Origin of the sequence: Nocardioides ginsengisegetis, assembly GCF_014138045.1 — a bacterium.
GTDB classification, from domain to species: domain Bacteria; phylum Actinomycetota; class Actinomycetes; order Propionibacteriales; family Nocardioidaceae; genus Nocardioides; species Nocardioides ginsengisegetis.
Map to the genome: position 1 here is coordinate 2794650 of NZ_JACGXA010000001.1, position 24457 is coordinate 2819106.

A 24457-nucleotide genomic window follows, 5' to 3' on the forward strand; every position below is an offset into this window, starting at 1 on the left:
TGCTCCGCACATGGTGACAGACTTGCCGTCTCAGGCGCACGGCCGAGACCGAGGAGGACCCTCATGCCCAGCACCACGTCCGCCACGAGGGTCTCGGGGGGTCGGGCAACCCGTCGAGCCACGCCCACCGAGGACAACGGCGTCGACCCGGTCCAGCTGCGTCGTCTCCTCGAGGCGCTCAACGCCATGCGGGACGGCAACTTCCGCAAGCGGCTGCCGATCTCCGGGGGCGGCCTGGCCGCCGACCTGGCCATCGTCTACAACGAGATCGCCGAGCGGCAGCAGCACCTGACCAGCGAGCTCAACCGCGTGCAGCGGGTCGCGGGGCGCGAGGGGCGGCACTCCGAGCGGCTCCAGTCCGGCGTCGGCGAGGGCGCGTGGGGCAAGGCCATCGAGTCGGCCAACGCGCTGGTCTCCGACCTGGTGCGCCCGACCGGCGAGCTGGCCCGCGTCGTCGCGGCGGTCTCCGAGGGCGACCTGACCCAGCGCATGGACGTCGACCTCGACGGCCAGCCCCTGCGCGGCGAGCCGCTCCGGCTGGCGCGCAGCGTCAACGGGCTGGTGGACCAGCTGTCGGGGATCTCGACCGAGATCACCCGCGTGACCCGCGAGGTCGGCACCGAGGGCAAGCTCGGCGGCCAGGCCCGCGTGCGCAACGCCGACGGCAGCTGGCGCGACCTGATCGACGCGGTCAACGCGATGTCGTCGCGGCTGACCGCGCAGGTCCGCGACATCGCCCTCGTCACGACCGCGGTGGCCAACGGCGACCTGTCCAAGACCGTCACCGTCGAGGTGTCCGGCGAGATGGCCGACCTCAAGCAGACCGTCGACCGGATGGTCGACCAGCTGTCGTCCTTCGCGTCGGAGGTGACGCGCGTGGCCCGCGAGGTGGGCACCGAGGGGCGGCTGGGTGGCCAGGCCGACGTACGCGGCGTGTCGGGCACCTGGAAGGACCTCACCGACTCGGTGAACATCATGGCCTCCAACCTGACCAGCCAGGTCCGCGGGATCTCCTCGGTCGCCCAGGCGGTGGCGCGGGGCGACCTGAGCCAGCAGATCACCGTGACCGCGCGCGGCGAGGTGGCCGAGCTCGCGCAGACGCTGAACTCCATGACCGCGACCCTGCAGACGTTCGCCGACGAGGTCACCCGCGTGGCCCGCGAGGTGGGCACCGAGGGCATGCTCGGCGGCCAGGCCGACGTGCCCGGCGTGGCGGGTCGGTGGAAGGACCTCACCGAGTCGGTGAACTACATGGCCGACAACCTCACCGCGCAGGTGCGCGACATCGCGCAGGTGACCACGGCCGTGGCGCGCGGCGACCTGAGCCAGAAGATCACCGTCGACGTGAAGGGCGAGCTCGCCGAGCTCAAGAGCACCGTCAACACCATGGTCGACCAGCTGTCCTCCTTCGCCGACCAGGTCACCCGCGTGGCCCGCGAGGTCGGCAGCGACGGCATCCTCGGCGGCCAGGCCGACGTGCCCGGCGTTGCGGGCACGTGGAAGGACCTCACCGACTCGGTGAACTCCATGGCCTCCAACCTGACCAACCAGGTGCGCAACATCGCGCAGGTGACCACCGCGGTGGCGCGCGGCGACCTGAGCCAGAAGATCACCGTCGACGTGCGCGGCGAGCTCGCCGAGCTCAAGACCACGGTCAACACCATGGTCGACCAGCTGTCGTCGTTCGCCGATGAGGTCACGCGCGTGGCCCGCGAGGTGGGTGGCGAGGGACGCCTCGGCGGCCAGGCGGCCGTGCCCGGCGTCTCCGGCACGTGGCGCGACCTGACCGACTCGGTGAACTTCATGGCCGGCACGTTGACGGCCCAGGTCCGCAACATCGCCGAGGTGACCACCGCCGTGGCGCGCGGCGACCTGACGCGCTCCATCACGGTCGAGGCGCGCGGCGAGATCCTCGAGCTCAAGAGCACCGTCAACACCATGGTCCAGCAGCTGTCGTCGTTCGCCGACGAGGTCACGCGTGTGGCCCGCGAGGTGGGCACCGAGGGCCAGCTCGGCGGCCAGGCCGACGTGCACGACGTGTCGGGCACGTGGAAGGACCTGACCGAGAACGTCAACATGATGGCGGCCAACCTGACCAGCCAGGTCCGCAACATCGCCGAGGTGACCACCGCGGTCGCGAGCGGCGACCTGACCCGCAAGATCACCGTCGACGCGCGCGGCGAGATCCTCGAGCTCAAGAGCACCGTCAACACCATGGTCGACCAGCTGTCGTCCTTCGCCGACGAGGTCACGCGTGTGGCCCGCGAGGTCGGCACCGAGGGCATCCTCGGCGGCCAGGCGCGCGTGCCCGGCGTCGCCGGCACCTGGCGCGACCTGACCGACTCGGTGAACTCCATGGCCTCCAACCTGACCAGCCAGGTGCGCAGCATCGCCGCCGTCTCCACCGCGGTCGCGCGCGGCGACCTGAGCCAGAAGATCGCCATCGAGGCCCGTGGTGAGGTGGCCGCACTGGCCTCGACCATCAACGCGATGGTGGACACCCTGCGCGCGTTCGCCGACGAGGTCACCCGTGTGGCCCGCGAGGTCGGCACCGAGGGCATCCTCGGCGGCCAGGCCCACGTCCGCGGCGTCGCCGGCACGTGGAAGGACCTCACCGACTCGGTGAACTCCATGGCCGGCAACCTGACCAGCCAGGTGCGCAGCATCGCGCTGGTCACCACCGCCGTCGCGCACGGCGACCTGACCCAGAAGACGTACGTCGACGCCCGCGGCGAGATCCTCGAGCTCAAGACCACCGTCAACCGGATGGTCGACCAGCTGTCGTCGTTCGCCGACGAGGTCACGCGTGTGGCCCGCGAGGTCGGCACCGAGGGCAAGCTCGGCGGCCAGGCCGAGGTGGCCGACGTCTCCGGCACCTGGCGCAAGCTGACCGAGAACGTCAACCAGCTCGCCGGCACGCTCACCACCCAGCTGCGGGCGATCGCCGAGGTCTCCACCGCGGTGACCCAGGGCGACCTGAGCCAGCAGATCACCGTCGAGGCCGAGGGCGAGGTGGCCGAGCTCAAGGACAACCTCAACCAGATGATCGACAACCTGCGCGAGACGACGCGGGCCAACCAGGAGCAGGACTGGCTCAAGACCAACCTGGCGCGCTTCACCGGCCACATGCAGGGTGGCCGCGACCTGCTCGACGTGACGCGGCTGATCGTCAGCGAGCTGACGCCGCTGGTCGGCGCCACGCAGGGGTCCTTCTTCCTCACCGAGTCCGGTCCCGAGGGCGACTCGCTGCGCCGGATCGCGTCGTACGGCTTCCGGCGCCGGGAGAGCGTGCCCGACGTCTTCGGCTTCGGCGAGGGCCTCGTCGGGCAGACCGCCGTCGCCCGGCACACCGTGCGGATCACCGACGTGCCCCGCGACTACCTCCGCATCTCCTCCGGGCTGGGCGAGGCGCCGCCGCTGGAGATCGCGATCCTGCCGGTGGTCTTCGAGGAGCAGGTGCTCGGCGTGGTCGAGCTGGCGTCGTTCTCGCCGTTCACGACCGTGCACATGCAGTTCCTCGAGCAGCTGATGGAGATCATCGGCGTCTCGCTCAACGCAATCATCGCGAGCTCGCAGACGCAGCTGCTGCTGGTGGAGTCGCAGCGGCTCGCGGGCGAGCTGCAGAACAAGTCGGGCGAGCTGCAGACCCAGCAGCGCGAGCTCCAGCAGAGCAACGCGGAGCTGGAGGAGAAGGCACGGCTGCTCGCGCGCCAGAACCGCGCCATCGAGATCAAGAACCTCGAGATCGAGGACGCCCGACGGGCGCTGGAGGACCGCGCCGAGCAGCTGGCCCTCTCCTCGCGCTACAAGTCGGAGTTCCTGGCCAACATGTCCCACGAGCTGCGCACCCCGCTCAACTCGCTGCTGATCCTGGCCAAGCTGCTCACCGACAACCCCGACGGCAACCTCAACAGCCGCCAGGTGGAGTTCGCGCAGACCATCCACAGCGCCGGCACCGACCTGCTGCAGCTGATCAACGACATCCTCGACCTGTCCAAGGTCGAGGCCGGCAAGATGGACGTCCACCTCGCCGACATCGCCGTCGCCGGGATCGTGGAGTACGTCGAGGCGACGTTCCGCCCGCTCACCGCGGAGAAGGACCTCGACTTCACCGTCGAGATCGCGCCCGACGTGCCCCGCACGCTCTACTCCGACCAGCACCGGCTCCAGCAGGTGCTGCGCAACCTGCTCTCCAACGCGGTGAAGTTCACCTCCGCGGGCAACGTCACCCTGGCCATCCGGCACGCCGGTGAGGAGCGCTTCCAGATGGCGCCGCTCACCGCCGCCGAGCACGTGCTGGCCTTCGAGGTCTCCGACACCGGCATCGGCATCGCGCCCGAGCAGCTGCGCACGATCTTCGAGGCGTTCCAGCAGGCCGACGGCACCATCAGCCGCAAGTTCGGCGGCACTGGCCTGGGCCTCTCGATCAGCCGGGAGATCGCCCGCCTGATCGGCGGCGAGATCCACGTCGAGAGCGACCCCGGACGCGGCAGCACGTTCACCCTCTACCTGCCCGTCCGGTACGACGGCAGCCGGGCGCCGCAGCCGGAGGCAGCCGGCCCGCGGCAAGAGGCGACGCCCGAGGCGGAGAAGCCCTCGGCCGCCGAGCTCATGCACGAGGTGATCGTCGACGACGAGCCGGCGATCCACGACGGTGACCGGGTCCTGCTGGTCGCGCTCTCCCAGGCGGACGTGGCTCGCGCCGCGGTCGACATCGGCCGGGGCCACGGCTACAAGGTGGTCGCGACGCTGCAGGCCGACGACGCCCTGGTCGTGGCCCACCAGCGCGTGCCGGCGGCGATGGTCGTCGGGGGGGACATGGTGACCCACGACGGCAGCTCGCTCCTGCACGGACTCAAGCGGCACCCCACGACCCGGCTGATCCCGACCGTGGTGACCCACGCGCCGGGCGCCGTCGAGGACGCCCGTGACGGCCTCGTGGCCGGGGCGCTCGGGGTGCTCGAGGAGCCGATCACCCGGGCCCGGCTCGACGCCGCACTCGAACGCGTCGACGTCTTCCTCAACACCGCGCACCGCCGAGTGCTCGTCGTGACCGAGCAGGCCGCCGGCGACGCGTCGGCGGTGGCCGAGCGGGTCTCGACCCTCGAGGGGATCGACGTCGAGGTCGCCGGCAATGCCAGCGACGCGACCACGGCCCTGGACGGCGACGCCTACGACTGCGTCGTGGTCGACCTCGGCCTGAGCGGCGGTGGCGGCTTCGACGTGCTCAAGCGGATCCGCTCCCGCAAGGCCCTGCGCGCCACCCCCGTGGTGGCCACCGGCGTGGACGACCTGTCGGCCCGTGAGACCAACCGCCTCCAGCCCTACGCCGAGACGCTCACCCTGGCGCGGCCCGGCTCGGTCGACCAGGTCCTGGACGCGGTCTCGCTGTTCCTGCACCGGGCCGACGTACGCCCGCCGGTGCCGGCCCTCGTGCCGACCGCCGAGCCGCGGGAGGGCGAGCAGGTCTTCGTGGGACGGCGGATCCTGATCGTCGACGACGACGTCCGCAACGTCTTCGCGCTCACCAGCGCGCTCGAGCAGCACGGCATCGACGTGCTCTATGCCGAGAACGGCGAGGCGGGTCTGGAGACGCTGCGCCGCGAGCCGGAGATCGACCTGGTGCTGATGGACGTCATGATGCCGGGCATGGACGGATACACCGCGATGCGCGAGATCCGGAAGATGCCGTCGTTCCGCGACCTCCCGGTGATCGCACTGACCGCCAAGGCGATGCCCGGCGACCGCGACAACAGCCTCACCGCCGGCGCGTCGGACTACGTCACCAAGCCGGTCGACGTCGACCAGCTCCTCTCCGTCTTTCGGTCGTGGCTTTCATGATCGAACGCGCCAAGATCCTCCTCGTCGACGACCGGCCGGAGAACCTCCTCGCCCTCGAGGCGATCCTGAGCTCGCTCGACCAGACGCTCGTGCGCGCCGGGTCGGGCGAGGAGGCGCTGCGGGCCCTGCTCAAGGACGACTACGCGTTGATCCTGCTCGATGCCCAGATGCCGGGCATGGACGGCTTCGAGACGGCGGCCCGGATCAAGCGGCGCTCGCGCACCAAGGACGTGCCGATCATCTTCCTGACCGCGGCCGACAACGAGCAACGCAACTCCTACCGCGGCTACGCCGCGGGCGGGGCCGACTACATCGCCAAGCCCTTCGACCCGTGGATCCTGCGGGCGAAGGTGCAGGTCTTCGTCGACCTCTGGGCCGCGGGCCGCAGACTGGCCAGCCAGGCCTCGTTCCTGCGCCGCCAGATCGACGACCAGGAGGACAGCGCCGACGTCCTGGGCGTGCTGCGCGACCAGGTCGCCGAGGTGTCCTCCGCGACCGAGGGGCTCGAGCAGGCCTTGACCGAGAACGACCTCGCCGGGGTCCGCGAGGCGACCGAGCGGGTCCGCCAGCAGGTCGACGACCTCCACGACAGCATCGCGGCGCTCCAGTCCACGGCGACCACGGCGGGGCTGACCCGGCGCGAGTTCGGCTGACGCGCCCCTGATCAGCCCGTCGAGCGCGCGATGGCGACCAGGTCGCGGACCGGGCCGGCCGGTGGCGTGGCCGAGCCGACCCACACCGCACGGAACGCCCGCTCGAGGTCGAGACCGGTGACCGGCACCTCGACGAGCTGACCGGCCGCGAGGTCGCGCTCGACGACCCGCCGGCTCAGGAAGGCCGGTGCGCTCCCTGCCCGGACGGCCTCGCGTACGGCCGTGGCCGTGGTCAGCTCGAGGGCGGGCGCGGCGCCGGTCAGCCGGTGCCGGGCCAGCGCGGCCTCGACCACCTCGCGGGTGCCCGACCCGGCCTCGCGGCCGGTGAGCGCGAGCTCGGCGACCTCGTCGGGCTCCAGCGGCGAGCGGCGCCGGGTCAGCGGCGTGCCGGGCGGTGCGACCAGCACGAGCCGGTCGCGGACCACGGTCCGGGAGCGCAGCCCCGCCGGCACGTCGAGGCCTTCCACGAACCCGACGTGCGCGGCTCCGCGGCGTACGGCGTCGACGACCTGCCGGGAGTTCCCCGCCGTCAGGCTGACCGCCGTCGGGCGGTGCCCGTCGGCGACCTGGCGCTGCCGGAGCAGCACGAGCCACCGCGGCACCAGGCTCTCGGCGACGGTCATGCTGGCGTGCACGGCCAGGTCGCGGCCGCGGGCGCTGCGCAGGCCGTCGATGGCGGTGTCGAGCTCGTCGGCCACGTCGAGCAGCCGGCCCGCCCACTCGACCAGCACGACTCCCGCGGAGGTGAGCTGGGAGCCGCGCGCACCCCGCTGCAGCAGGGTGAGGCCGACCTGCGCCTCGACCGCCCGGAGTCGCTCGGACGCGGCTTGCTGGGAGACGCCGGCCTCGCGGGCCGCTCCCCCGATGCTGCCGTGCCGGGCCACGCCGACCAGCAGCCGCAGGGCCGGCAGGTCCGGGACGTGGCTGGCGGGCTGGGTCACAGGGCAGACCTTACGCCGGTCACAAGGATCCCCTGTGCATGCACAGGAACGTGACCGCTACTCGGGACGACGTACGCCGCCCACGCTGGAGCCATGACCACCCTCCTGGCCGTCCGGCCGCTCGCTCCCGGGCGATCGAGCGTGCTCGACTCCTTCGGGCCCAACTGGTTCGCCACCGTGATGGGCACGGGCATCGTCGCGACTGCCGGTGCGACGCTGCCGTTCGTCGCGCCCGGGCTCGCGGACCTCACCGCGGCGGTCTGGGCGCTCGACGCCCTGGTGCTCCTGGTCGTGGGCGGCGCGACCGTCCGGCACTGGCTCCGCCGGCCTGACGTCGCCCGCGCCCACGCGTACGACCCCGCGATGGCGCACTTCTACGGCGCCCCGGCGATGGCCCTGATGACGGTGGGCGCCGGCGCCGTCCTGGCCGGGGAGCCGCTCGTCGGCACGCACGCCGCGGTGGCGCTCGACGCGTTGCTCTGGACGGCGGGCAGCGTGCTCGGCCTCGCCACCACGGTGCTGGTGCCGCGGGCCGCTCGCGCACGCGGCGACTACCGGCTCGAGGCCGCCTCGGCCACCTGGCTGATGCCCGTCGTGCCGCCGATGGTCAGCGCGGCCACCGGTCCCCTGCTCCTCTCCCACCTGCCCGACGGCCCGGCCCGGCGTGCGCTCGGGGCGGCCTGTGTCGCGATGTTCGCCCTGGCCCTGCTGGCCTCCATGCCGGTCGTGGCCGCGCTGCTGAAGCGCCTCGCCCGCCACGGGCGCGGCCCGGCGGCCACGGTCCCGACGCTGTGGATCGTGCTGGGCCCGCTGGGCCAGTCGGTCACCGCGGCCCACGCCCTGTCCGCCAGCGGGGCGATGCCCCCGTCGTTCGGGCTGCGCTACGGGCTGCCGACCCTGCTCCTGGCCGGGGCGTGGGCGACCTTCGCCGCCGCCGCCACGGTCCGGGCCGCGCGGGACGGCCTGCCGTTCACGATGGCGTGGTGGTCGTTCACGTTCCCGGTCGGCACGGTCGTGACCGGCACGTCGGCGCTGGCGGCCGCGACCGGCGCGCAGGCGCTGGCCGTCGCCTCCGGCGTGCTCTACCTGGCACTGCTCGCCGCCTGGGCCACCGTCGCGACCCGGACGCTGGGCTCCCTCCGGACCTGAGGCGCGTCTCAGACGTCGAGGCGATCGACGTACGACGCGGCGTCGTCGAGGCCGATCACGACCTGGCGGTACTTCGCACCGGTGAGGTCGAGCACGAGCGCGGGCTGGCCGCGGCGCACGGACACGAGGGACGAGCCGGCCCGCGAGCGCCAGGTGCCGATCTTGCGGACGAACGGGAGGCCGAGCCCGGGCGCCCGGAGCCCGCGCACGGCGCGCAGGCCGTCAGGCTCGACGCGCGCCGCCGCGATCGAGGAGACGGGGACGTCGAGGTCGCGGACGAGGCCGCCGAGCTTCTCGAGGGTCGTGAACCGGACGGCGAGGGTGCCGTCGTGCAGGGTGATCGTGGCCATGGAGCCATTCTCCGGTCCACACCACCTCCGACCTTCACAACTTATCTGTTGTAAAAGCAGTTGGTTGTGTCTAGGCTCCTGCCATGACGGTCATGGAGGACGAGCTGAGCCGGGTCTTCGCGGCCCTGGCCGACCCCACCCGCCGCGCGATCCTGGCGCGGCTGGCACGGGGCGACGCCACGGTCAACGAGCTGGCCGAGCCGTTCGCGATCACCCAGCAGGCGGTGTCCCGGCACGTGAAGGTGCTCGAGCACGCCGGCCTGGTCTCGCGGTCGCGATCGGCCCAGTCCCGCCCCTGCGCCCTCGAGGCAGCCCGCCTCGACGACGCCGTCGGCTGGATCGAGCGACACCGCGCGACCTGGACCGAACGCCACGACCGCCTCGCCCACTACCTCAAGGAGCAGCAATGACCGTCCAGACCGGAGAGCTCACGATCACGCGGGTGCACCGTGCCCCCGCCGAGCTCGTCTTCGACTGCATGACCACGCCGGAACACCTCACCCACTTCTGGGGGCCGACCGGCACGACCACCCCCCTCGCCAACATCACCGTGGACCTGCGCCCCGGTGGCGTCTTCGAGACGGTCATGGTCAACGACTCCGACGGCGCGACCTACACGATGCGGGCGGTCTTCGTCGACGTACGTCGCCCCGACCTGCTCTCGTGGGAGGAGCCCGACGTGGAGGGCGGGATGCGCACGACGGTCACGTTCGCCGACCTCGGCGATGGGACCACCGAGGTGGTCACGCACCAGACCAACGTGCCGGAGATGTACCTCTCCCCCGAGGCGCAGGCCGGGATGCAGACCAGCCTGGACCGCTTCGACGCCTACCTCGCGGAGCTCGCTGCGGGGTGACGCTCACGCCTGCTGGTAGGCGCGCTCGTGCTGCGCGTCGTAGTCGTAGCACGCGTCGCCGACCACGTCACTGGGCGCCTGGTAGCGCGCGAGGATCTTGCAGTCCCACAGCTCCTGGGTGCCGGCGACCTCCTTCCAGTGGCCGTCGACGACGGCCCACAGGGCCAGGTAGCCGCCACAGTCGTTGACGCCGCCGATCGCGAAGCCGTCGGTGCGCAGCGTCTGCACGGTCACGCCGACGTACCCGTCGGCGCAGCTGGAGGCGTCGGCGTTCTGCTGGGCGAGGTCGCCGATGAACTGCTTGAAGTCGGCAGGCGCGCCGGTGAGGTGGGCCGCGTCGCTGCGCTGCTTGACCTCGACGCCGGGCGACTCGCCGCCGGCGTACGAGATCAGCCGGGGGGCCTCCTCCTGCTGCGTGGGCGAAGCGCTGGTCGGCGCGGGTGAGGTCGGGGCGTCCGCGGCGGTGGCCGAGGTCTCGTTGCCGCAGGCGGCGAGCGCGAGCAGCGCCGTGGCGCCGAGGACGAGTCGAAGGGGCAGGGTCGCGGGTCGGTGTCCGAGAGTCATACCCCAGAGACGCCCGGGCGCCGGGGTTGGTTGCGAGCAGTCACCGGAAACTTTCCGGACGGACGCAACAACGTGGAGGACCCGGCGCACGGGGTGCGCTGGATCCTCCACGTTGTCGTCAAGAGGTGATCGTGTGGTGGAGCTGGCGGGAATCGAACCCGCGTCCTCGAGCGTCGAACCAGGTCTTCTCCGGGTGCAGTCGGTGATGTCGCTTTTCTCGGCCCCGGCGCTCGCACAGACACGTCGCCGACAGGCTCAGTCAGGAAAAAGTCCCGATCAACCCTCCTGACAGAAGTTGACCAGCAAGTCTCCTAGATGACGCCAGGGTCCGGGACGGAGACGGATGCCCGGTCTGACGCTTCGATCACTGCTCAGGCAGCGAGAGCGAAGGAACTGCGCTTAGCGTTGGCAGTTATTGGTTTCCAGCGGTCGTTTACGAGATGACGCTGGCTCCTCGACCCGCTTCCCCTGGAACTAACGTCCCAAGTCGAAACCGATCAGCCCCTCTTGAGTTGTGTACCTGCATGCACAGGCTATCCGACTCAACCAGCGCGAGGCACCAGGGATTCCCGCGCCGGCGACAGCGTGGGCAGGAACCAGACCGTGACGAGGCCGAGCACTGCCCCTGCCACGGCGCCCGTCACCAGACCGTCCACCAGCAGCCCGGCCATCGGCCAGCCCGCCCCGGGCACCGAGGCGCCCAGGAAGATCAGGCACATGGCCGGTGGCCAGGCCACCGTGTTGGCGCCGACCCAGCGCCACGGGTGGGAGGCCGCGCCGCGTAGGGCGACCGCCTGCGCGGACCCCAGCACGGGGCCCATCACCAGTCCCAGACCCGCGGCGCCGAGCAGCACCAGCGGCAGCGGCGGGGAGCTCCCGCCACCATCCCCCGTGTCCCCCGACAGGACGGCGGGCGCCGAGGCACCCGCCCATCCCAGGCCGGCGACCAGCACGGTCGCGAGCACGTAGCGTCCCCTCTGCAGCGAGGACAGCCAGCGCCCCAGGCCCCATGCCTGCGCCGACCCCAGGGCCACTCCTTCGACCAGCCCACCGAGCACCACGACACCCAGCGCCAGCCAGTCGCTGCCGAGCCCACCGGCTCGCGACGCGCCGGCCGCCGCCGTCATCCCGACGGCCTCGGCGGACGCGCAGAGCGCCACCCACACCGGGAGCGTGGGCGCCGACGTCGGGGCCTCGGCCCGGCGCAGGTCGGCGGGGTGCACGGTGTGCATGGCCCCCACTTCACCCGCCCGACCCGGCGTCGGGCAGGGCCGAAGGTCCCGAGGTCGGCCCCGCGTCCGGGGTCAGCCGAAGAGCTCGACGCCGTTGTGCCAGCAGACCGCGCGCAGCCAGTCCTCCCCCAGACCGAGCCGCTCCAGACCCTCCAACTGGTGGGCGTAGGGATAGGGGATGGTCGGGAAGTCCGAGCCGAGCAGCACCTTGGGCTGGAGGTCGACCAGCCGCGGCACCAGCTCGGACGGGTACGGCGCCTCCTGGTCGAAGAAGTCGGTGAAGATCATCGTCGTGTCGAGCCGCACACGCTCGTGGCGCTCGGCGAGGTCGAGGAACTCGGCGTACTCCGGCGCCCCCATGTGCGCGACCACGACCGCGAGCCGCGGGAACCGCTCGAGCACCCGGGCCAGGGCGCCCGGGCCGGTGAACTCGTTGCCGACCGGGCCGGAGCCGGCGTGCGTGACGATCGGGGTGCCGGCGTCCTCGAGGATCCCCCAGACCTTGTCCAGCTCGGGGTCGTCGAGGTGGAACTCCCCCACCTGCACGTGCACCTTGAACACCTCGACGCCCGCCTCGATGCCGGCAGCGACGTAGGACGGCGCCTCCGGCTCGGGGTAGAACGTCGCCGACCACAGCGACTCGGGGACGTCGGCGGCGAAGCCGGCCGCCCAGTCGTTGAGGTAGGTCGCAACCCCAGGTCGGTGGGCGTAGGGCAGAGCCGAGAAGCGGCGTACGCCGAAGGAGCGGAGCTGCTCGACCCGCTCCTCGTGGCTGCCGCGGTAGCGGATCGGCCAGTCGCGCCCGATCTTCGGGCCGGCCTGGTCGAACTGCGCCCAGACCTTGGCCTGGATGTTCGGCGGCAGGAAGTGGACGTGGACGTCGAACAGCCCGGGCAGCCCGAGGTCCTGCCAGAAGGCGCGGACCGGACCCGAGTCAGTCACCCATGCCCTTGAGGCGGCGGCCCACGGCCTGCTCGGTCTCGCGGTTGGCCTGCCGCTCGGCGAGGGCGTGCCGCTTGTCCCACGACTTCTTGCCCTTGGCGAGGGCGATCTCGATCTTGGCCCGGCCGTCGACGAAGTAGAGCGACAGCGGCACGATCGTCAGGCCCTTCTCGTTGACCCGCCGCTCGATCTTGTCGATCTCGACACGGTTGAGCAGGAGCTTGCGCTTGCGGCGGGCGGCGTGGTTGGTCCAGGTGCCCTGGGCGTACTCCGGGATGTGCACGCCGTGCAGCCAGGCCTCGCCGCCGTCGATGTCGACGAAGCCGTCGACGAGGGAGGCGCGGCCCATCCGCAGCGACTTCACCTCGGTCCCCATGAGGACCAGCCCCGCCTCGAAGGTGTCCTCGATGAGGTAGTCGTGGCGCGCCTTCTTGTTCTGCGCAACCATCTTGCGCGGCGCGTCCTTCTTCGAGTCCTTCGGCATCCCGCCATCCTCTCAAACCCCGGCAAGCCGATTCCCCATCGAGTCGGCGCTGGCTATGGCGCCCGCGCGCGTGGGCGCCCTGGTCAACGGGAGCGGTGAGCTGTGAACCCTTTCCCTGCCCGGGTCGGTTCATGGCTCACCGCCGGGTCGACCCGGCGGTGGGTGGTGAACCATTTCCCGGTCGGGTTCGGTTGCTGGCTCACCGCTGGGGCAGCGATGCGTCTCCGCTCAGAACCAGCTGACGGGGTTCACCGGGGTGCCGTTGACCATGACGGTGAAGTGCAGGTGGCAGCCGGTCGACCAGCCGGTCGTGCCGACATAGCCGACGACGTCGCCGCGGCCGACGTGGGCACCGCTGCCGACGCGGTAGCGGGAGAGGTGGTTGTAGATGACGGTGACGTTGCGGCCGTTGAAGGTGCCGAGGTTGAGGTAGAGGCGGTTGCCCCAGACCGAGGAGTAGTACTCCGACATCACCGAGCCGCCGTTGACGGCGTACAGCGGCGCACCGCACGGAGCGCCGAAGTCGTCGCCGTCGTGCAGGCCCCAGTAGTGGTAGATCGGGTGCATCCGGTAGCCGAAGGGCGAGGTGATCGGCCCGTTGACCGGGTGCAGCAGGAGGCCGCCGGTCGGGCCGCGGTAGCCGCCGTGGGCACGGCGGGCCGCCGCGAGGATCTGCTGGCGGATCTGGTCCTCGCGCTTCTTCAGCCGCGCGAGCTGGACCTGGTCGTGCCGGCGCGCCTCGGTGGCGGCGTGCTGGGCGTCGCGGCTGCGGTTGACCAGGTCGCGGACCTTGATCTTGGCGTCCACGGACTGCTGGTGCAGGTCCTTCATCGTGACCAGGTGCTCGGCGGCCTGCTGGCGCTGCAGGGCGACCTCGTCGCGGGCGGACTGCACCTCGTCCTCGCGGACCTGGAGCAGCACCTCGGCGGCGTGCAGGTCGTCGTAGGCCCGGGTCTGGCGCCCGACGATGACGTTCTTGATCTCGGCCTGGCGGGTCAGGTCGGCCGGCGACTGGGCGTCGAGCAGCGCGGAGAACGCGAGCAGCTGCGGGTCACCCTCCTCGTAGATCGAGGTGATGGTGTCGGTGACGTTCTGGCGCTGGTCGTCCAGCGCCTGCTGCCCCTCGACGAGGTCGGCCTGGGCCGAGGCGAGCCGGGCGACGGCGGCGTTGAGCCTGGCCTGCATCTGGTTGTCGTAGATGCGGGCCGCCTCGAGCTTCGCGCGTACGGCGGTCAGCTCACCCTTGGCGCCGGCGAGCTGGGTCCGGGCGCTGGCCAGGGCGGCGGAGGTCTTGCGCAGGCGGGCACTGGACTCGTCCAGGTCGTGGCCGGCGGCCTTGATCTGGCTCTGCACGTGCTTCTGCTTGTGCTTGAGGTCGTCGGCGAACGCGTGAGGGACTGTCACAGCGCCCATCGCGATCGCGCAGGCCGCGGAGGCCGCCACGAGGCGATGGCGTGCGGCACGGGGGAAGAAGCGCACCGGTCTGCCTTCGATGTTCGGGGAAGTGAACGGCTCGACCGTAACCCGCGGCGATCAGACTTTGAGGTATTTGCGCGTCAACACGAGTGTCGGGATCAGCGTGAGCACCGGACCGAGGATCGCCATGCAGATGACGGCGACGACGTACTCGGGCATTCCGATCCACGGCATGAACTTCAGACCGGTCGCGGCGCGCTGGTCGATGCCGAAGTACATGAAGGCGCCCAGGGCCCCCGAGGCGAGCGCGACGCCGAGCAGGGCGGTCACCAGCGCCTCGAGGAGGAAGGGCAGCGCGATGTACATCGTGGAGGCACCCACGAGCCGCATGATGCCGATCTCCTTGCGGCGCGCGAACGCCGCGAGCCGGATGGTGTTGCCGACCAGGAGCAGCGCCGCGAACACCAGGAAGCCGGCCGTGCCGAGCGCTCCCCACTGGAGCGCGTTGATCGAGCCGTAGATCGGCTTGAGCACCTCACGCATGTCGCGGATGCCCGAGACGCCGTCGAGGCCGACCACGGCGCTCTCGATGCCCTTGTACTGGTCGGGGTCCTTGAGCTCGATCCACACCGACTGCGGCATGTCCGCGGCGGTGGCGGCCGGGTTGGGGCCCTCGAACTTGTCCGGGCCGAGGAGCTCCTTGACCTTCTCGAAGGCCTGCTCCTTGGACTCGGTGTGGTAGTCCGCGACCTCGGGGCTGCTGCTGACGACCTTCTCGATCGCCTGCTTCTGGGTGTCGGTGACCTCACCGGTGCAGGCGGGGTTGTCGTCCTTGTCCTTGCACAGCCACACCGTGATCTGGAGCTGGCTGCCCCAGTGCTGGGCGGCCTTGTCGGCCTGCTGGTTGAGGAGGACGCCGAGGCCCACGAGGGTCAGCGAGACGAACAGGGTCAGGATCACCGCGATGTGCATCGACAGGTTGCGACGAAGGCCCTGGCCGAGCTCGGAGAAGACGTAACGAAGCTGCATGAGGGAAGAGGCTCTCTTCGGGGTCGAGGATCAGTGCTGGAAGCCGTAGACGCCTTGCGCCTGGTCGCGGACGACTCGGCCGTCCTCGAGCTCGATGACGCGCTTGCGCATCTGGTCGACGATGCCGGCGTCGTGGGTGGCCATCAGCACGGTGGTGCCCGTGCGGTTGATGCGGTCGAGCAGCTTCATGATGCCGACCGAGGTCGTGGGGTCGAGGTTGCCGGTGGGCTCGTCGGCGATGAGGATCATCGGGCGGTTGACGAAGGCGCGGGCGATGGCGACGCGCTGCTGCTCACCACCGGAGAGCTCGTCGGGCATCCGGTCGCCCTTGCCCTCCAGCCCGACCAGCTCGAGGGTCTCGGGGACCACGCTGGCGATCTCCTTGTGGCCCTTGCCGATGACCTGGAGCGCGAACGCGACGTTCTCGCTGACGGTCTTGTTGGGCAGCAGGCGGAAGTCCTGGAAGACGGTGCCGATCGAGCGGCGCAGCCGCGGCACCTTCCAGGCGGCGAGGCGGTTGATCTCCTTGCCGGCGACGTAGACACGGCCGGACGAGGGGCGGTGCTCCCGCAGCACGAGCCGCAGGAACGTGCTCTTGCCGGACCCCGAGGCCCCGACGAGGAAGACGAACTCGCCCTTCTCCACGTCGACCGTCACCTGGTCGAGTGCAGGGCTCCCCTGTCCTGGGTAGGCCTTGGAGACCTTTTCGAAGCGGATCACTGGATCGAGGGTAGTCGAGAGCCCCTGAGCGGCCCCGCACCCCGTCGCGAGCGTCACATCGGGGTGTTGCGGCTCACGTCCGGGTCAGGCAGGCGCCTCGACGACCCACCACGCGGCGTACGGCGGGAGCCAGACGAGGCCGTCGGCGCCGGCGGTCACGGGGTGCCCACCCAGCGCGTCGTACGGCGAGCCGAGGCCGGCGTCGTGCAGCCAGCCGATCGGGAACGGGCGGGACTCGCGGGTGACGTTGTAGAGCCCGACCATCGGACCGCTGGCATGGGTGCGCACGGTGGCGAGCACGCCGGGGTCGGTGTCGACGACGACCCGGCTCTCGGCGGAGGCGTGCAGCTGCGGCAGCGAGGCCCGGACGCGCGCGAGGTGGGCGAGGCCGCCGAAGATCTTGCCGGGCTCGGTGCGCAGGTCGTGGCGCTGCGCGGCCCGATCGGCGTCGAGGCGCGGCCGGTGCGCCCAGCGGTTGTCGTCGGCGTGCCCGGGCTCCTCGGCCCAGTGCGGATCGTTGGGCTGGCCGAGCTCGTCGCCGCTCCACACGACCGGGATGCCGCCCCAGCCGGCAACGATCGCGTGGGCGAGGAAGATCCGCGACAGCCCGCCCTCGGGGTCGCGGGCCAGCCCGGCGAGCGCGGCCGACGTGCCGCTGATCCGCTTGTCGCCGGTCTCGGGGTTGTGCTGGAAGACCAGCCCCTCGGACCACGAGCCGGGGAAGTCGCCGGCGTACCAGTCGGCCAGGAAGCGCCGGTGGTCGTGGCCGTTGAGCCCGACCGCGGCGGCGTCGCCGTCGTCGATGGCCCAGCCGATGTCGTCGTGGCAGCGGATGTAGGCGATCCAGGTGCCGGTGGTGGGCGCCGGCGGCAGCGCGGCGAGCGCATGGCGGGCCAGCACGGTGTCGCCGGTGGCGAGCATCGACCAGACCTGCACCATCAGGCTGTTGTGGTAGGCGAGGTCGCTGACCCGGCCGGCGTGGGAGCCCAGGCCGAGGTACTGCACCAGGTCCCGCGGTCCCACGATCGCCTCGGCCTTGAAGACCAGCGCCGGCGCGCCCAGCCGCGCGACGGTGCGCAGCACCTGGGTGATCGCGTGCACCTCGGGCTGGTTCTGGCAGGCGGTGCCGAGCCGCTTCCACAGGAACGCGATGGCGTCGAGGCGTAGCACCTCCACGCCGGTGTTGGCCAGCGCCAGGATGATGTCGGCGAACTCCAGCAGCACGGCCGGGTTGCCCCAGTTGAGGTCCCACTGCCACTCGTTGAAGGTCGTCCAGACCCAACCCTGGAGCTGCTCGTCCCACGTGAAGTTGCCGGGCGCGAAGTCGGGGAAGACCTCCGGCAGGGTCTCCTCGAAGGCGTCGGGCAGGGTCCGGTCGGCGTGCACGTGGAAGTAGTCGCGGTAGGTCGCGTCCCCGGCGCGGGCCTTCTCGGCCCAGGCGTGCTCGCGCGCGACGTGGTTGAGCACGAGGTCCATCACCAGGCTGATCCCGCGGCCGCGCAGCGTGGTGGCCAGGTCGCGGAGGTCGTCCATCGTGCCGAGGTCGGGGCGGACGGCGCGGTAGTCCTGGACGGCGTAGCCGCCGTCGTTGTCGCCCTCGCGCGGCATCAGCAGCGGCATCAGGTGCAGGTAGGTGACGCCGAGGTCCTCGAGGTGGTCGAGCCGCCGGGCGAGGCCGGCCAGGTCGTCGGCGAAGCGCTCGGTGTAGCAGGCGTAGCCGAACATCCGGGGCTGCTGGAGCCAGTCCGGCTGGAGCAGCCGGCGCTGGTCGAGGCGGTGCAGGTCGGCCGGGCGGGCGGCGTACGCGCGGGCGGCGATCTGCACGAGCCGGCCGGCGACGGCCTCCGGGTGCGGGTAGACCGCGGCGAGGCCGGCGAGCAGGTCGTCCCACCACCGGTCGAGCCGCAGCGCGAACGCCTCGCGGCGCTCCTCGGAGAGGCCGGCCAGCTCGGCAGCGGCGGCGGCGTGGACGTCCTCGGGAGTACCCATCGGATGCATTCAAGCGCACCGGACGCCGATATGTTGAGGCCCATGTCCGACCTGCGGCTCCTCGCGCCTGCCGCCGTCGTGGCCGTGCTCGCCCTGGTGGGCATCAGCTCGTGCGACGACGGCTCCTCGTCCCCCGACGCCGCGCCGACCGCGTCCGTGACGAAGCTGTCCGACCTCGACACCACCGCGATGGTGGTGGCGCGCGACGCGTTCTGCTCGGGCATCGGCCCCGACACGCTGCAGGCCGCGCTCGGCACCACGAAGTACGACGGCCTGGCCTACAACAACGGCGAGCACGCCCGGCTCGTCAAGGGTGTCCGCGACGTCGCCCACGAGTACGACTGCACGTGGCGCGCCCAGGACGGCTCCGTCGCCCGGGCCTGGGTCTTCGCGCCGCCCGTCACCGTCGACCGAGCGACCCAGCTGCGCGACGCGGCCGTCGGCCGGGGCTGTCAGGGCACGAACGACGCCGGTTTCGGCAAGCCCTCGGTCGCCACCCGCTGCGGCACGCCCCGCGGGCACTTCCAGGGCTACTACGGGCTGTTCGGCGACGCGTGGCTCAGCTGCACGCTGGCGGTCCCCGGCAAGCAGGAGCCGGCCGACCTCACCGAGCGGGCCAGCGACTGGTGCGCCGCGGTGGCGCTGGCCGCGTCCGGCCAGACCGCCGGCTGACTAGTCAGGCGCTCCCCAGAAGTGGTGAGGGGTCCCTGAACCCCGCACCGCACCCTTCCCCCCACCTCGACGCTGGAGTCGGGTTCTAGGGGGGAACACGATGGGAGCAGGAGCCTCTGATCGACGGCTGCGGACGGGTGCCAGTGCACTCGTCGGGGCGGCGTTCACCGGCGCGACCCTGCTCGCATCCCTCGGGGCCGGCCCCGCCACCGCGGCGGGACCGGCCCCTGCTCCGTCCCCTGCCCAGCTGGGGCACCAGCTCGTCCGCGACCCCGTCCCGCGGGTCGACGTCCACGCCCGGACGGCCGCCGCGGACCGGGCGCTGGTACGGCGGGCGCCGTATCCGTTGGCGGACACGTTCGCGCTGCACAGCCTGCCCGGCTCGGCGCACACGATCCTGCTCGACTTCAACGGCGACGACGTCTCCGGAACGGCCTGGAACGCCCCCGACCTCGGCCTGCCGGACGGGCGCTACCGCGGCTGGAGCCTGGACGGCGACCCCGCCTTCAGCGACGTCGAACGCGCCGCCGTGCAGGACATCTGGCAGCGGGTCGCCGAGGACTTCGCGCCCTTCGACGTCGACGTCACGACCCAGGACCCCGGCCCGGACGTCCTGGACCGCAGCAGCCCCGACGACCCGACCTACGGCACCCGGGCCGTGATCACGTCGAGCCAGGCGGCGGCGCGGGCGATCTGCCCGGACGGCTGCTCGGGGATGGCGTTCTTCGACGTGATGGACCTCGCCGTCGACCACGCGGCCTACCAGCCGAGCTGGGTCTTCTCCGACATGGTCGGCAACGACCTCAAGGACATCGCCGAGGTGGTCAGCCACGAGGTGGGCCACAACGTCGGGCTGCTGCACGACGGCACCACGACGCAGGAGTACTCCTTCGGACAGGGCAGCTGGGCGCCGATCATGGGCGGCGGCTTCTCGCGCCCGATCGTGCAGTGGAGCCGCGGCGCCTACGCCGGAGCCAACAACCCGCAGGACGACCTGGCACTCATCGCCGCCAACGGGGCGCCGCTGCGCGCCGACGAGGCCGGGGACACCACGGCCGGGGCCGGACCGATGCCGGCGGGACCGGCGTACATCACGAGCGATGCCGACACGGACGTGTGGTCGCTCGGCGCCTGCAGCGGCTGGGTGCACGTCGCGGCCCGGCCGGCGCCGCGGTCGCCGAACCTCGACATCCTGCTCCGGCTCCTCGAGCCGGACGGGACCATCGTCGCGTCGGCCAACCCGCCCTCACGCGAGGTCACGCGCGACCGGGCGACCGGCATGGGCGCGTGGCTCACACTGCGGCTGCCACCGGGGAGGTACGACGTGTCCGTCGAGGGGGTCGGCCACGGGGGCGCGCTGCACGCGTACGACGGCTACGGCAGTGTCGGCGCCTACACCGTGCGGGCGTCCGGCTGCGCTGCGTCACTGCGGCGGTAGCGCCGGATCAGTTGGCCTCTAGTTGGCGTCGGCCTTGTCGGCGCCCCGACGCCAGCGGATACCGGCCTCGAGGAAGCCGTCGAGATCGCCGTCGAAGACCGCCGAGGGGTTGCCCACCTCGTAGCCGGTGCGCAGGTCCTTGACCACCTGGTAGGGGTTGAGGACGTAGTTGCGCATCTGGTCGCCCCAGCTGGCCTGGACGTCGCCGCGCAGGCCGTCGAGGTGGGCCTTCTCCTCGGCCTTCTTCAGCGCGAGCAGCTTGGCCTTGAGCACGACCATCGCGCTGGCCTTGTTCTGGAGCTGGCTCTTCTCGTTCTGGCAGGAGACCACCGTGCCGGTGGGGATGTGCGTGAGGCGGACCGCCGAGTCGGTGGTGTTGACCGACTGGCCGCCGGGACCGCCGGAGCGGTAGACGTCGACGCGGATCTCCTCGTCGGGCACGTCGATCTCGTCGGTCTGCTCCAGCACCGGGACGACCTCGACCGCGGCGAAGCTGGTCTGGCGGCGGCCCTGGTTGTCGAAGGGGCTGATCCGCACGAGGCGGTGGGTGCCGGCCTCGACGGACAGGGTGCCGTAGGCGTAGGGCGCGTGGATCGCGAAGGTGGCGGACTTGAGCCCGGCCTCCTCGGCGTAGGAGGTCTCGAAGACCTCGACGGGGTACTTGTGCTGCTCGGCCCAGCGGACGTACATCCGCATCAGGGTCTCGGCGAAGTCCGCCGCGTCGACGCCGCCGGCGCCGGCGCGGATCGACACGAGCGCCTCGCGGGCGTCGTACTCGCCGTTGAGGAGGGTGCGGATCTCGAGGGTCTCGACGGACTTCTTGATGCGGGTGAGCTCGCGGTCGGCGTCGGCCATCGCGTCGGCGTCGCCCTCCTCCTGGCCGAGCTCGACCATGATCTCGAGGTCCTCGATGCGCGAGATGAGGGAGTCGAAGCGGTCGACCTCGCCCTGGAGCGCGGAGAGGCGGCCGGTCACGCGCGTGGCGTTGTCCTGGTCGTCCCAGAGGTCGGGGGCGGCGACCTGCTCGCCGAGGTCGGCGATCTCCCGGCGCATCTCGTCAACGTCGAGCACCTGCTCGATGGTGCGCATCGTCGCCAGAAGGGTCTTGATCTCTACGTCGAAGTCGATGCCTGCCACAAGAGCCAAGGTTACGTGGCCGCGGGAGGAATGGACGAACCGCTCTCCCCCACGTCGGCCACGGCGTCCACCGGGTGGGGCACGGGGCAGCCGGCCGGGAACGTGCCCATGCGCTCCACGTCGTAGCCGTCGGGGTAGCTGCGGATCCACTTGAGGTCCTGCACGGTCTGGGCGCGGGTGCGGGCGGGGAAGGCGCGCAGGGCCAAACCGCGGGCCTTCAGCGCGCCGCGCGAGGCCCGCTCGACGAGGGGGTGCGGGGCGGCGTACCGGAACGCCTCGCGGAGCGGCGGGTCCATCAGCGCACGGGAGAACACCTCCACACCCCGGGCGGCCGGGCGCGGGTGGAAGGTGAGCATCAGCGCGAGGGTGGCGTCCGCGACCCGGCGCGCGCCCTCGTCGTAGGCGAAGTGCTCGGCCTCGTAGTCGTCCATCAGCCGGGCGAAGTCGTCGTAGGTCTCCGGGATGTCGGGGATGTTCATGTGCCTGCCGAGGGTCCGGTAGTAGTTGACCGACGCCCGCAGCTCCGTGGGCGTGAGCGGGCGCTTGCCGTAGTCGTCGAGCCAGCGCTTGGGGACCACCACGAACGTCGAGAGCACGTAGCGGAACTCGTGGTCGGGGATGTCGTAGGCCTTGTGCATCTGGTTGATGCGCCGGACCGCGGCCCGGCCCTGCGGGTGGTCGAAGCCGAGCCGGAAGGGCTGCTCGAGCAGGATCGCGGTGTCGTCGTACCGCTTCTGGACCGCGCCGGTGAACTCGCCGGTCTGGTCGAGGAGGCGGCCGATTCCGGGCACGGCGTAGGTGCGGAAGAGCGCGAAGCTGAGCGCCTGGTTCATGTCCCAGGGGAACTCGTACATCACGACGTTGCGGTAGATCTCGGTGAACTGGGTCTCGGGATCCATGGAGTCGTTGACGAGCTTCCAGTGGTCGCGCCTCATGCCCACCGATAGTAGAGCGAGCGCTCTAATCTGGCTAGGGTGGCGGTGTGCGCACTCCCCTGCAGTCCCGCAGCTCGACCTCCGCCGACCGGATGCTCGACGCCACGCTGGCGCTGCTCGCCTCCGGCGGGCTGTCGGCGGTGACCGTCGCGGCGGTGGCGGCGGAGGCCGGGACGTCCAACGGGTCGCTCTACCACCGCTTCCGCGACCGGACCGGACTGCTCCTCGCCGCCCAGGACCGGGCGCTCGGGGCGATCGAGGCGGCGACGGCCGCGGCGTTCGCGCGCGCCGACGCGGAGCCGTCGGACGGCGAGGCGCTGGCCCTGCTCTGCCGGGCGGCGCTGGAGATCTTCGAGCGGCACCACGGCGCGATGCGGGCCTTCCTGGTCGAGGCGCAGGGCCAGCCGGAGTTCGAGCCGCGCACCCGGGCCGCCTCCCACCTGCTCGCCACCACCGTCACGGGCTGGCTCCAGCGCCGGCTCGGTACGTCGCCCGCCGACGCCGAGGCCGCCTGGCGGGTCCTCTTCGCGATCGGGGCGGCCCAGGCGCTCTTCGCCGACGAGGACGTCTCCCCGGGGCGGGTCTCCCCCGACGAGCTCGCCTCCGCGCTGACCCGAGCGGTCGCGGCCGTGGTCGGTCAGCCCGTCGAGACGATCGCGGACGCCTCGGAGCCGACGACGGGGTGAGCCGGCGAGCCGGGCACGGTCAGCGGCAGGTCGAGCGGGGCGTGCACGGCGACGGTGACGGACTGGGTGGTCGCGTCGACGCCGACGTCGTACGTCAGCCCGGGGTAGGTCCGGTAGGCGCCGATCGCCAGCAGGTAGTCGTGGACGGAGGCCCGCACACGCGCCTCGGTGAGCGCGAGCCGGTCGTCAGGGACGCCATCGAGGTAGGTCTCCCGGCCGGTCGCGCCGAGGTCGGCGCCCTGCAGGGCGGCCCCGTCGGCGATGGTGTCGAGGCCCTGCCGCTGGAGGTAGGCGGCCGAGGCATCGACGACGAGGACCACCGCCATCGCCAGCACGAAGGCGAAGCCGATGATCATCAGCGTCACCGTCCCGCGCTCGTCGCGGCGGCTCACGGGACCTCCTGGAACTGGCCGATCGGGACGGTGTGGCTCGCGTCGAGGGCGAAGCCGGGGGCGCTCCCGCCGAGCGCGCTGGGCAGCAGCGGCAGGTCCACCCGCGAGCGGACCACGACCGTGATCACCGAGGTGCCGGCGTGGCAGTCGTGGGGGTAGGGCGTGCAGCTGACCGCGATCGACAACGGTCCGGCGTGCAGGCCCTGGTCGTCGAGCGCCTGGCGAGCCGCCGCCTCCGCCCGCGCACGACCGATGCCGTCCGACGGCGCCAGGGCGTAGGCGCGGCCGGCGGCGCGAGCGGCGGCGCTCACCGCGAACGCGCCGCGCTGCACCTCGAAGGCGCTCATCAGGATCCAGAGCATCGGCACCAGCAGCAGGATGCCGAGCCAGCTCATCTCGACGAGGGCGCTCCCCCTCTCGGACTTCACGGCGCCTCCTCCGAGACGGCGTGGCCGGCGACGTCGAGCGAGACGGCCGGGCCGCCGATGCCGAGCGCGGGCACCCGCGCATGCACCACGATCTCGATGCCGGGCGCGCCGTCGACCATCACGCGGCGTACGTCGATGTCCTGGGCGAAGCGACCCGCGACCACACCGGCGATCTGCGACCGGGTCCGGGCGACACCGTCGGCCGGACCGCGCCCCTGCACCGCGGCGTACCGCGCGCCCTCGGAGGCAGCCGCCGCGAGGGTGTTGCGCACGAGCAGCACCAGCCCCACCTGCAGGATGCCGAGGAAGAGCGGCACGAGGACGGCGAGCACCAGCACGAAGTCCACGACGGCGGACCCGCGTTGCGATGCTCGACGGCGCACGGCTGGGGCCTAGTTGTGCACGGAGTTCAGGGCGTCGCGGAGCATTTGGGACAGCTGGTCGCGTGCGACGCCCCAGATGACCATGACCAGGCCTGCGGTCATGACCGTGATCAAGACCCAGCCGGGCACGTCGCCGCGGTCGTCGCGGTCGGCGCGGTGACGGGGCTGCACGAGCGCGGCGTGGAGCCGCAGGAGGGTGAGGGGCAGCTGGTGCATGGTC

24 protein-coding genes and 1 other RNA gene are annotated in these 24457 nt (G+C 71.9%); 8 read left to right on the forward strand and 17 right to left on the reverse strand.

Annotation, left to right across the window (positions count from 1 at the left end; genetic code table 11):
* Positions 1–63 precede the first annotated feature (63 nt).
* Entirely contained in the window at positions 64–5841 is a 5778-nt protein-coding gene (locus tag FB382_RS13480) for a HAMP domain-containing protein (RefSeq protein ID WP_182539894.1), read from the forward strand.
* A complete protein-coding gene (locus FB382_RS13485; RefSeq protein ID WP_182541518.1) occupies positions 5838–6494 on the forward strand; it encodes a response regulator in 657 nt (218 codons plus the stop codon). Before FB382_RS13480 ends, FB382_RS13485 begins: the two co-directional genes overlap by 4 nt.
* Positions 6495–6505: 11 nt before the next feature.
* Here the strand turns inward: FB382_RS13485 and FB382_RS13490 are convergent, their stop codons facing one another.
* A complete protein-coding gene (locus FB382_RS13490) occupies positions 6506–7435 on the reverse strand; it encodes a LysR substrate-binding domain-containing protein (protein ID WP_182539896.1) in 930 nt (309 codons plus the stop codon).
* A gap of 93 nt (positions 7436–7528) precedes the next feature.
* Between FB382_RS13490 and FB382_RS13495 the strand changes: the two genes are divergently transcribed.
* A complete protein-coding gene (locus FB382_RS13495) occupies positions 7529–8584 on the forward strand; it encodes an SLAC1 family transporter (protein ID WP_182539899.1) in 1056 nt (351 codons plus the stop codon).
* Between the two features lie 8 nt (positions 8585–8592).
* Here the strand turns inward: FB382_RS13495 and FB382_RS13500 are convergent, their stop codons facing one another.
* Positions 8593–8934 carry a hypothetical protein gene (locus tag FB382_RS13500; protein ID WP_182539901.1) on the reverse strand — a complete coding sequence of 114 codons (342 nt, stop codon included), beginning with the start codon at positions 8932–8934 and terminating at the stop codon, positions 8593–8595.
* Between the two features lie 83 nt (positions 8935–9017).
* Here FB382_RS13500 and FB382_RS13505 point away from each other — a divergent pair, with 83 nt between their 5' ends.
* Together FB382_RS13505 and FB382_RS13510 are read left to right on the forward strand one after the other, a co-directional pair.
* Positions 9018–9344: an ArsR/SmtB family transcription factor gene (locus tag FB382_RS13505; RefSeq protein WP_246377182.1), complete on the forward strand. Its 327-nt coding sequence runs from the start codon at positions 9018–9020 to the stop codon at positions 9342–9344.
* Entirely contained in the window at positions 9341–9790 is a 450-nt protein-coding gene (locus FB382_RS13510; RefSeq protein WP_125037911.1) for an SRPBCC family protein, read from the forward strand. Before FB382_RS13505 ends, FB382_RS13510 begins: the two co-directional genes overlap by 4 nt.
* Positions 9791–9793: 3 nt before the next feature.
* Here the strand turns inward: FB382_RS13510 and FB382_RS13515 are convergent, their stop codons facing one another.
* The 9 genes from FB382_RS13515 to FB382_RS13555 all read right to left on the reverse strand — a co-directional run bounded on the left by FB382_RS13515 (position 9794) and on the right by FB382_RS13555 (position 18166).
* Positions 9794–10354: a hypothetical protein gene (locus tag FB382_RS13515; protein WP_182539903.1), complete on the reverse strand. Its 561-nt coding sequence runs from the start codon at positions 10352–10354 to the stop codon at positions 9794–9796.
* A 134-nt stretch (positions 10355–10488) separates the two neighbouring features.
* Positions 10489–10859: a transfer-messenger RNA gene (ssrA, locus tag FB382_RS13520) on the reverse strand.
* 37 nt (positions 10860–10896) lie between these two features.
* Positions 10897–11586, reverse strand: coding sequence for a hypothetical protein (locus tag FB382_RS13525; protein ID WP_182539905.1), 690 nt, complete (start codon positions 11584–11586; stop codon positions 10897–10899).
* Between the two features lie 72 nt (positions 11587–11658).
* Complete coding sequence (locus tag FB382_RS13530) at positions 11659–12528, reverse strand: amidohydrolase family protein (RefSeq protein WP_182539907.1); 870 nt, start codon at positions 12526–12528, stop codon at positions 11659–11661.
* A complete protein-coding gene (smpB, locus tag FB382_RS13535; protein WP_182539909.1) occupies positions 12521–13012 on the reverse strand; it encodes an SsrA-binding protein SmpB in 492 nt (163 codons plus the stop codon). Before smpB ends, FB382_RS13530 begins: the two co-directional genes overlap by 8 nt.
* Positions 13013–13240: 228 nt before the next feature.
* Complete coding sequence (locus FB382_RS22895; protein ID WP_182539912.1) at positions 13241–14416, reverse strand: peptidoglycan DD-metalloendopeptidase family protein; 1176 nt, start codon at positions 14414–14416, stop codon at positions 13241–13243.
* A gap of 129 nt (positions 14417–14545) precedes the next feature.
* Positions 14546–15457, reverse strand: a complete 912-nt coding sequence (ftsX, locus tag FB382_RS13545; protein WP_182539914.1) for a permease-like cell division protein FtsX — start codon at positions 15455–15457, stop codon at positions 14546–14548.
* Between the two features lie 30 nt (positions 15458–15487).
* On the reverse strand, positions 15488–16177 hold the full coding sequence (ftsE, locus tag FB382_RS13550; protein ID WP_125037917.1) for a cell division ATP-binding protein FtsE: 690 nt from the start codon (positions 16175–16177) through the stop codon (positions 15488–15490).
* A gap of 84 nt (positions 16178–16261) precedes the next feature.
* Complete coding sequence (locus FB382_RS13555; protein ID WP_246377184.1) at positions 16262–18166, reverse strand: alpha-amylase family protein; 1905 nt, start codon at positions 18164–18166, stop codon at positions 16262–16264.
* 42 nt (positions 18167–18208) lie between these two features.
* On the opposite strand from FB382_RS13555, the gene FB382_RS13560 reads away from it, so the two are divergent.
* Positions 18209–18838: a hypothetical protein gene (locus FB382_RS13560; protein WP_182539919.1), complete on the forward strand. Its 630-nt coding sequence runs from the start codon at positions 18209–18211 to the stop codon at positions 18836–18838.
* A gap of 100 nt (positions 18839–18938) precedes the next feature.
* Positions 18939–20276, forward strand: a complete 1338-nt coding sequence (locus tag FB382_RS13565; RefSeq protein WP_182539920.1) for a zinc metalloprotease — start codon at positions 18939–18941, stop codon at positions 20274–20276.
* 18 nt (positions 20277–20294) lie between these two features.
* Here FB382_RS13565 and prfB read toward each other — a convergent pair whose 3' ends face one another.
* Positions 20295–21413, reverse strand: a complete 1119-nt coding sequence (prfB, locus tag FB382_RS13570) for a peptide chain release factor 2 (RefSeq protein ID WP_182539921.1) — start codon at positions 21411–21413, stop codon at positions 20295–20297.
* A gap of 11 nt (positions 21414–21424) precedes the next feature.
* Positions 21425–22348, reverse strand: coding sequence for an oxygenase MpaB family protein (locus tag FB382_RS13575; RefSeq protein ID WP_182539922.1), 924 nt, complete (start codon positions 22346–22348; stop codon positions 21425–21427).
* A gap of 47 nt (positions 22349–22395) precedes the next feature.
* Here FB382_RS13575 and FB382_RS13580 point away from each other — a divergent pair, with 47 nt between their 5' ends.
* Positions 22396–23034, forward strand: a complete 639-nt coding sequence (locus tag FB382_RS13580; RefSeq protein WP_182539923.1) for a TetR family transcriptional regulator — start codon at positions 22396–22398, stop codon at positions 23032–23034.
* On the opposite strand, the gene FB382_RS13585 is transcribed toward FB382_RS13580, so the two are convergent.
* From FB382_RS13585 to FB382_RS13600, 4 genes are read right to left on the reverse strand one after another with little or no spacing between them, the layout of a single operon-like run.
* Positions 22986–23426 (reverse strand): pilus assembly protein TadG-related protein, encoded by a 441-nt coding sequence (locus tag FB382_RS13585; RefSeq protein ID WP_182539924.1) that lies wholly within the window; start codon positions 23424–23426, stop codon positions 22986–22988. The genes FB382_RS13580 and FB382_RS13585 overlap by 49 nt on opposite strands.
* Positions 23423–23854: a hypothetical protein gene (locus FB382_RS13590; protein WP_343055603.1), complete on the reverse strand. Its 432-nt coding sequence runs from the start codon at positions 23852–23854 to the stop codon at positions 23423–23425. The genes FB382_RS13585 and FB382_RS13590 overlap by 4 nt, the downstream gene beginning before the upstream one ends.
* Positions 23851–24237, reverse strand: a complete 387-nt coding sequence (locus FB382_RS13595; RefSeq protein WP_182539925.1) for a TadE/TadG family type IV pilus assembly protein — start codon at positions 24235–24237, stop codon at positions 23851–23853. The genes FB382_RS13590 and FB382_RS13595 overlap by 4 nt, the downstream gene beginning before the upstream one ends.
* A gap of 9 nt (positions 24238–24246) precedes the next feature.
* A complete protein-coding gene (locus FB382_RS13600; RefSeq protein ID WP_182539926.1) occupies positions 24247–24453 on the reverse strand; it encodes a hypothetical protein in 207 nt (68 codons plus the stop codon).
* Positions 24454–24457: the final 4 nt, after the last annotated feature.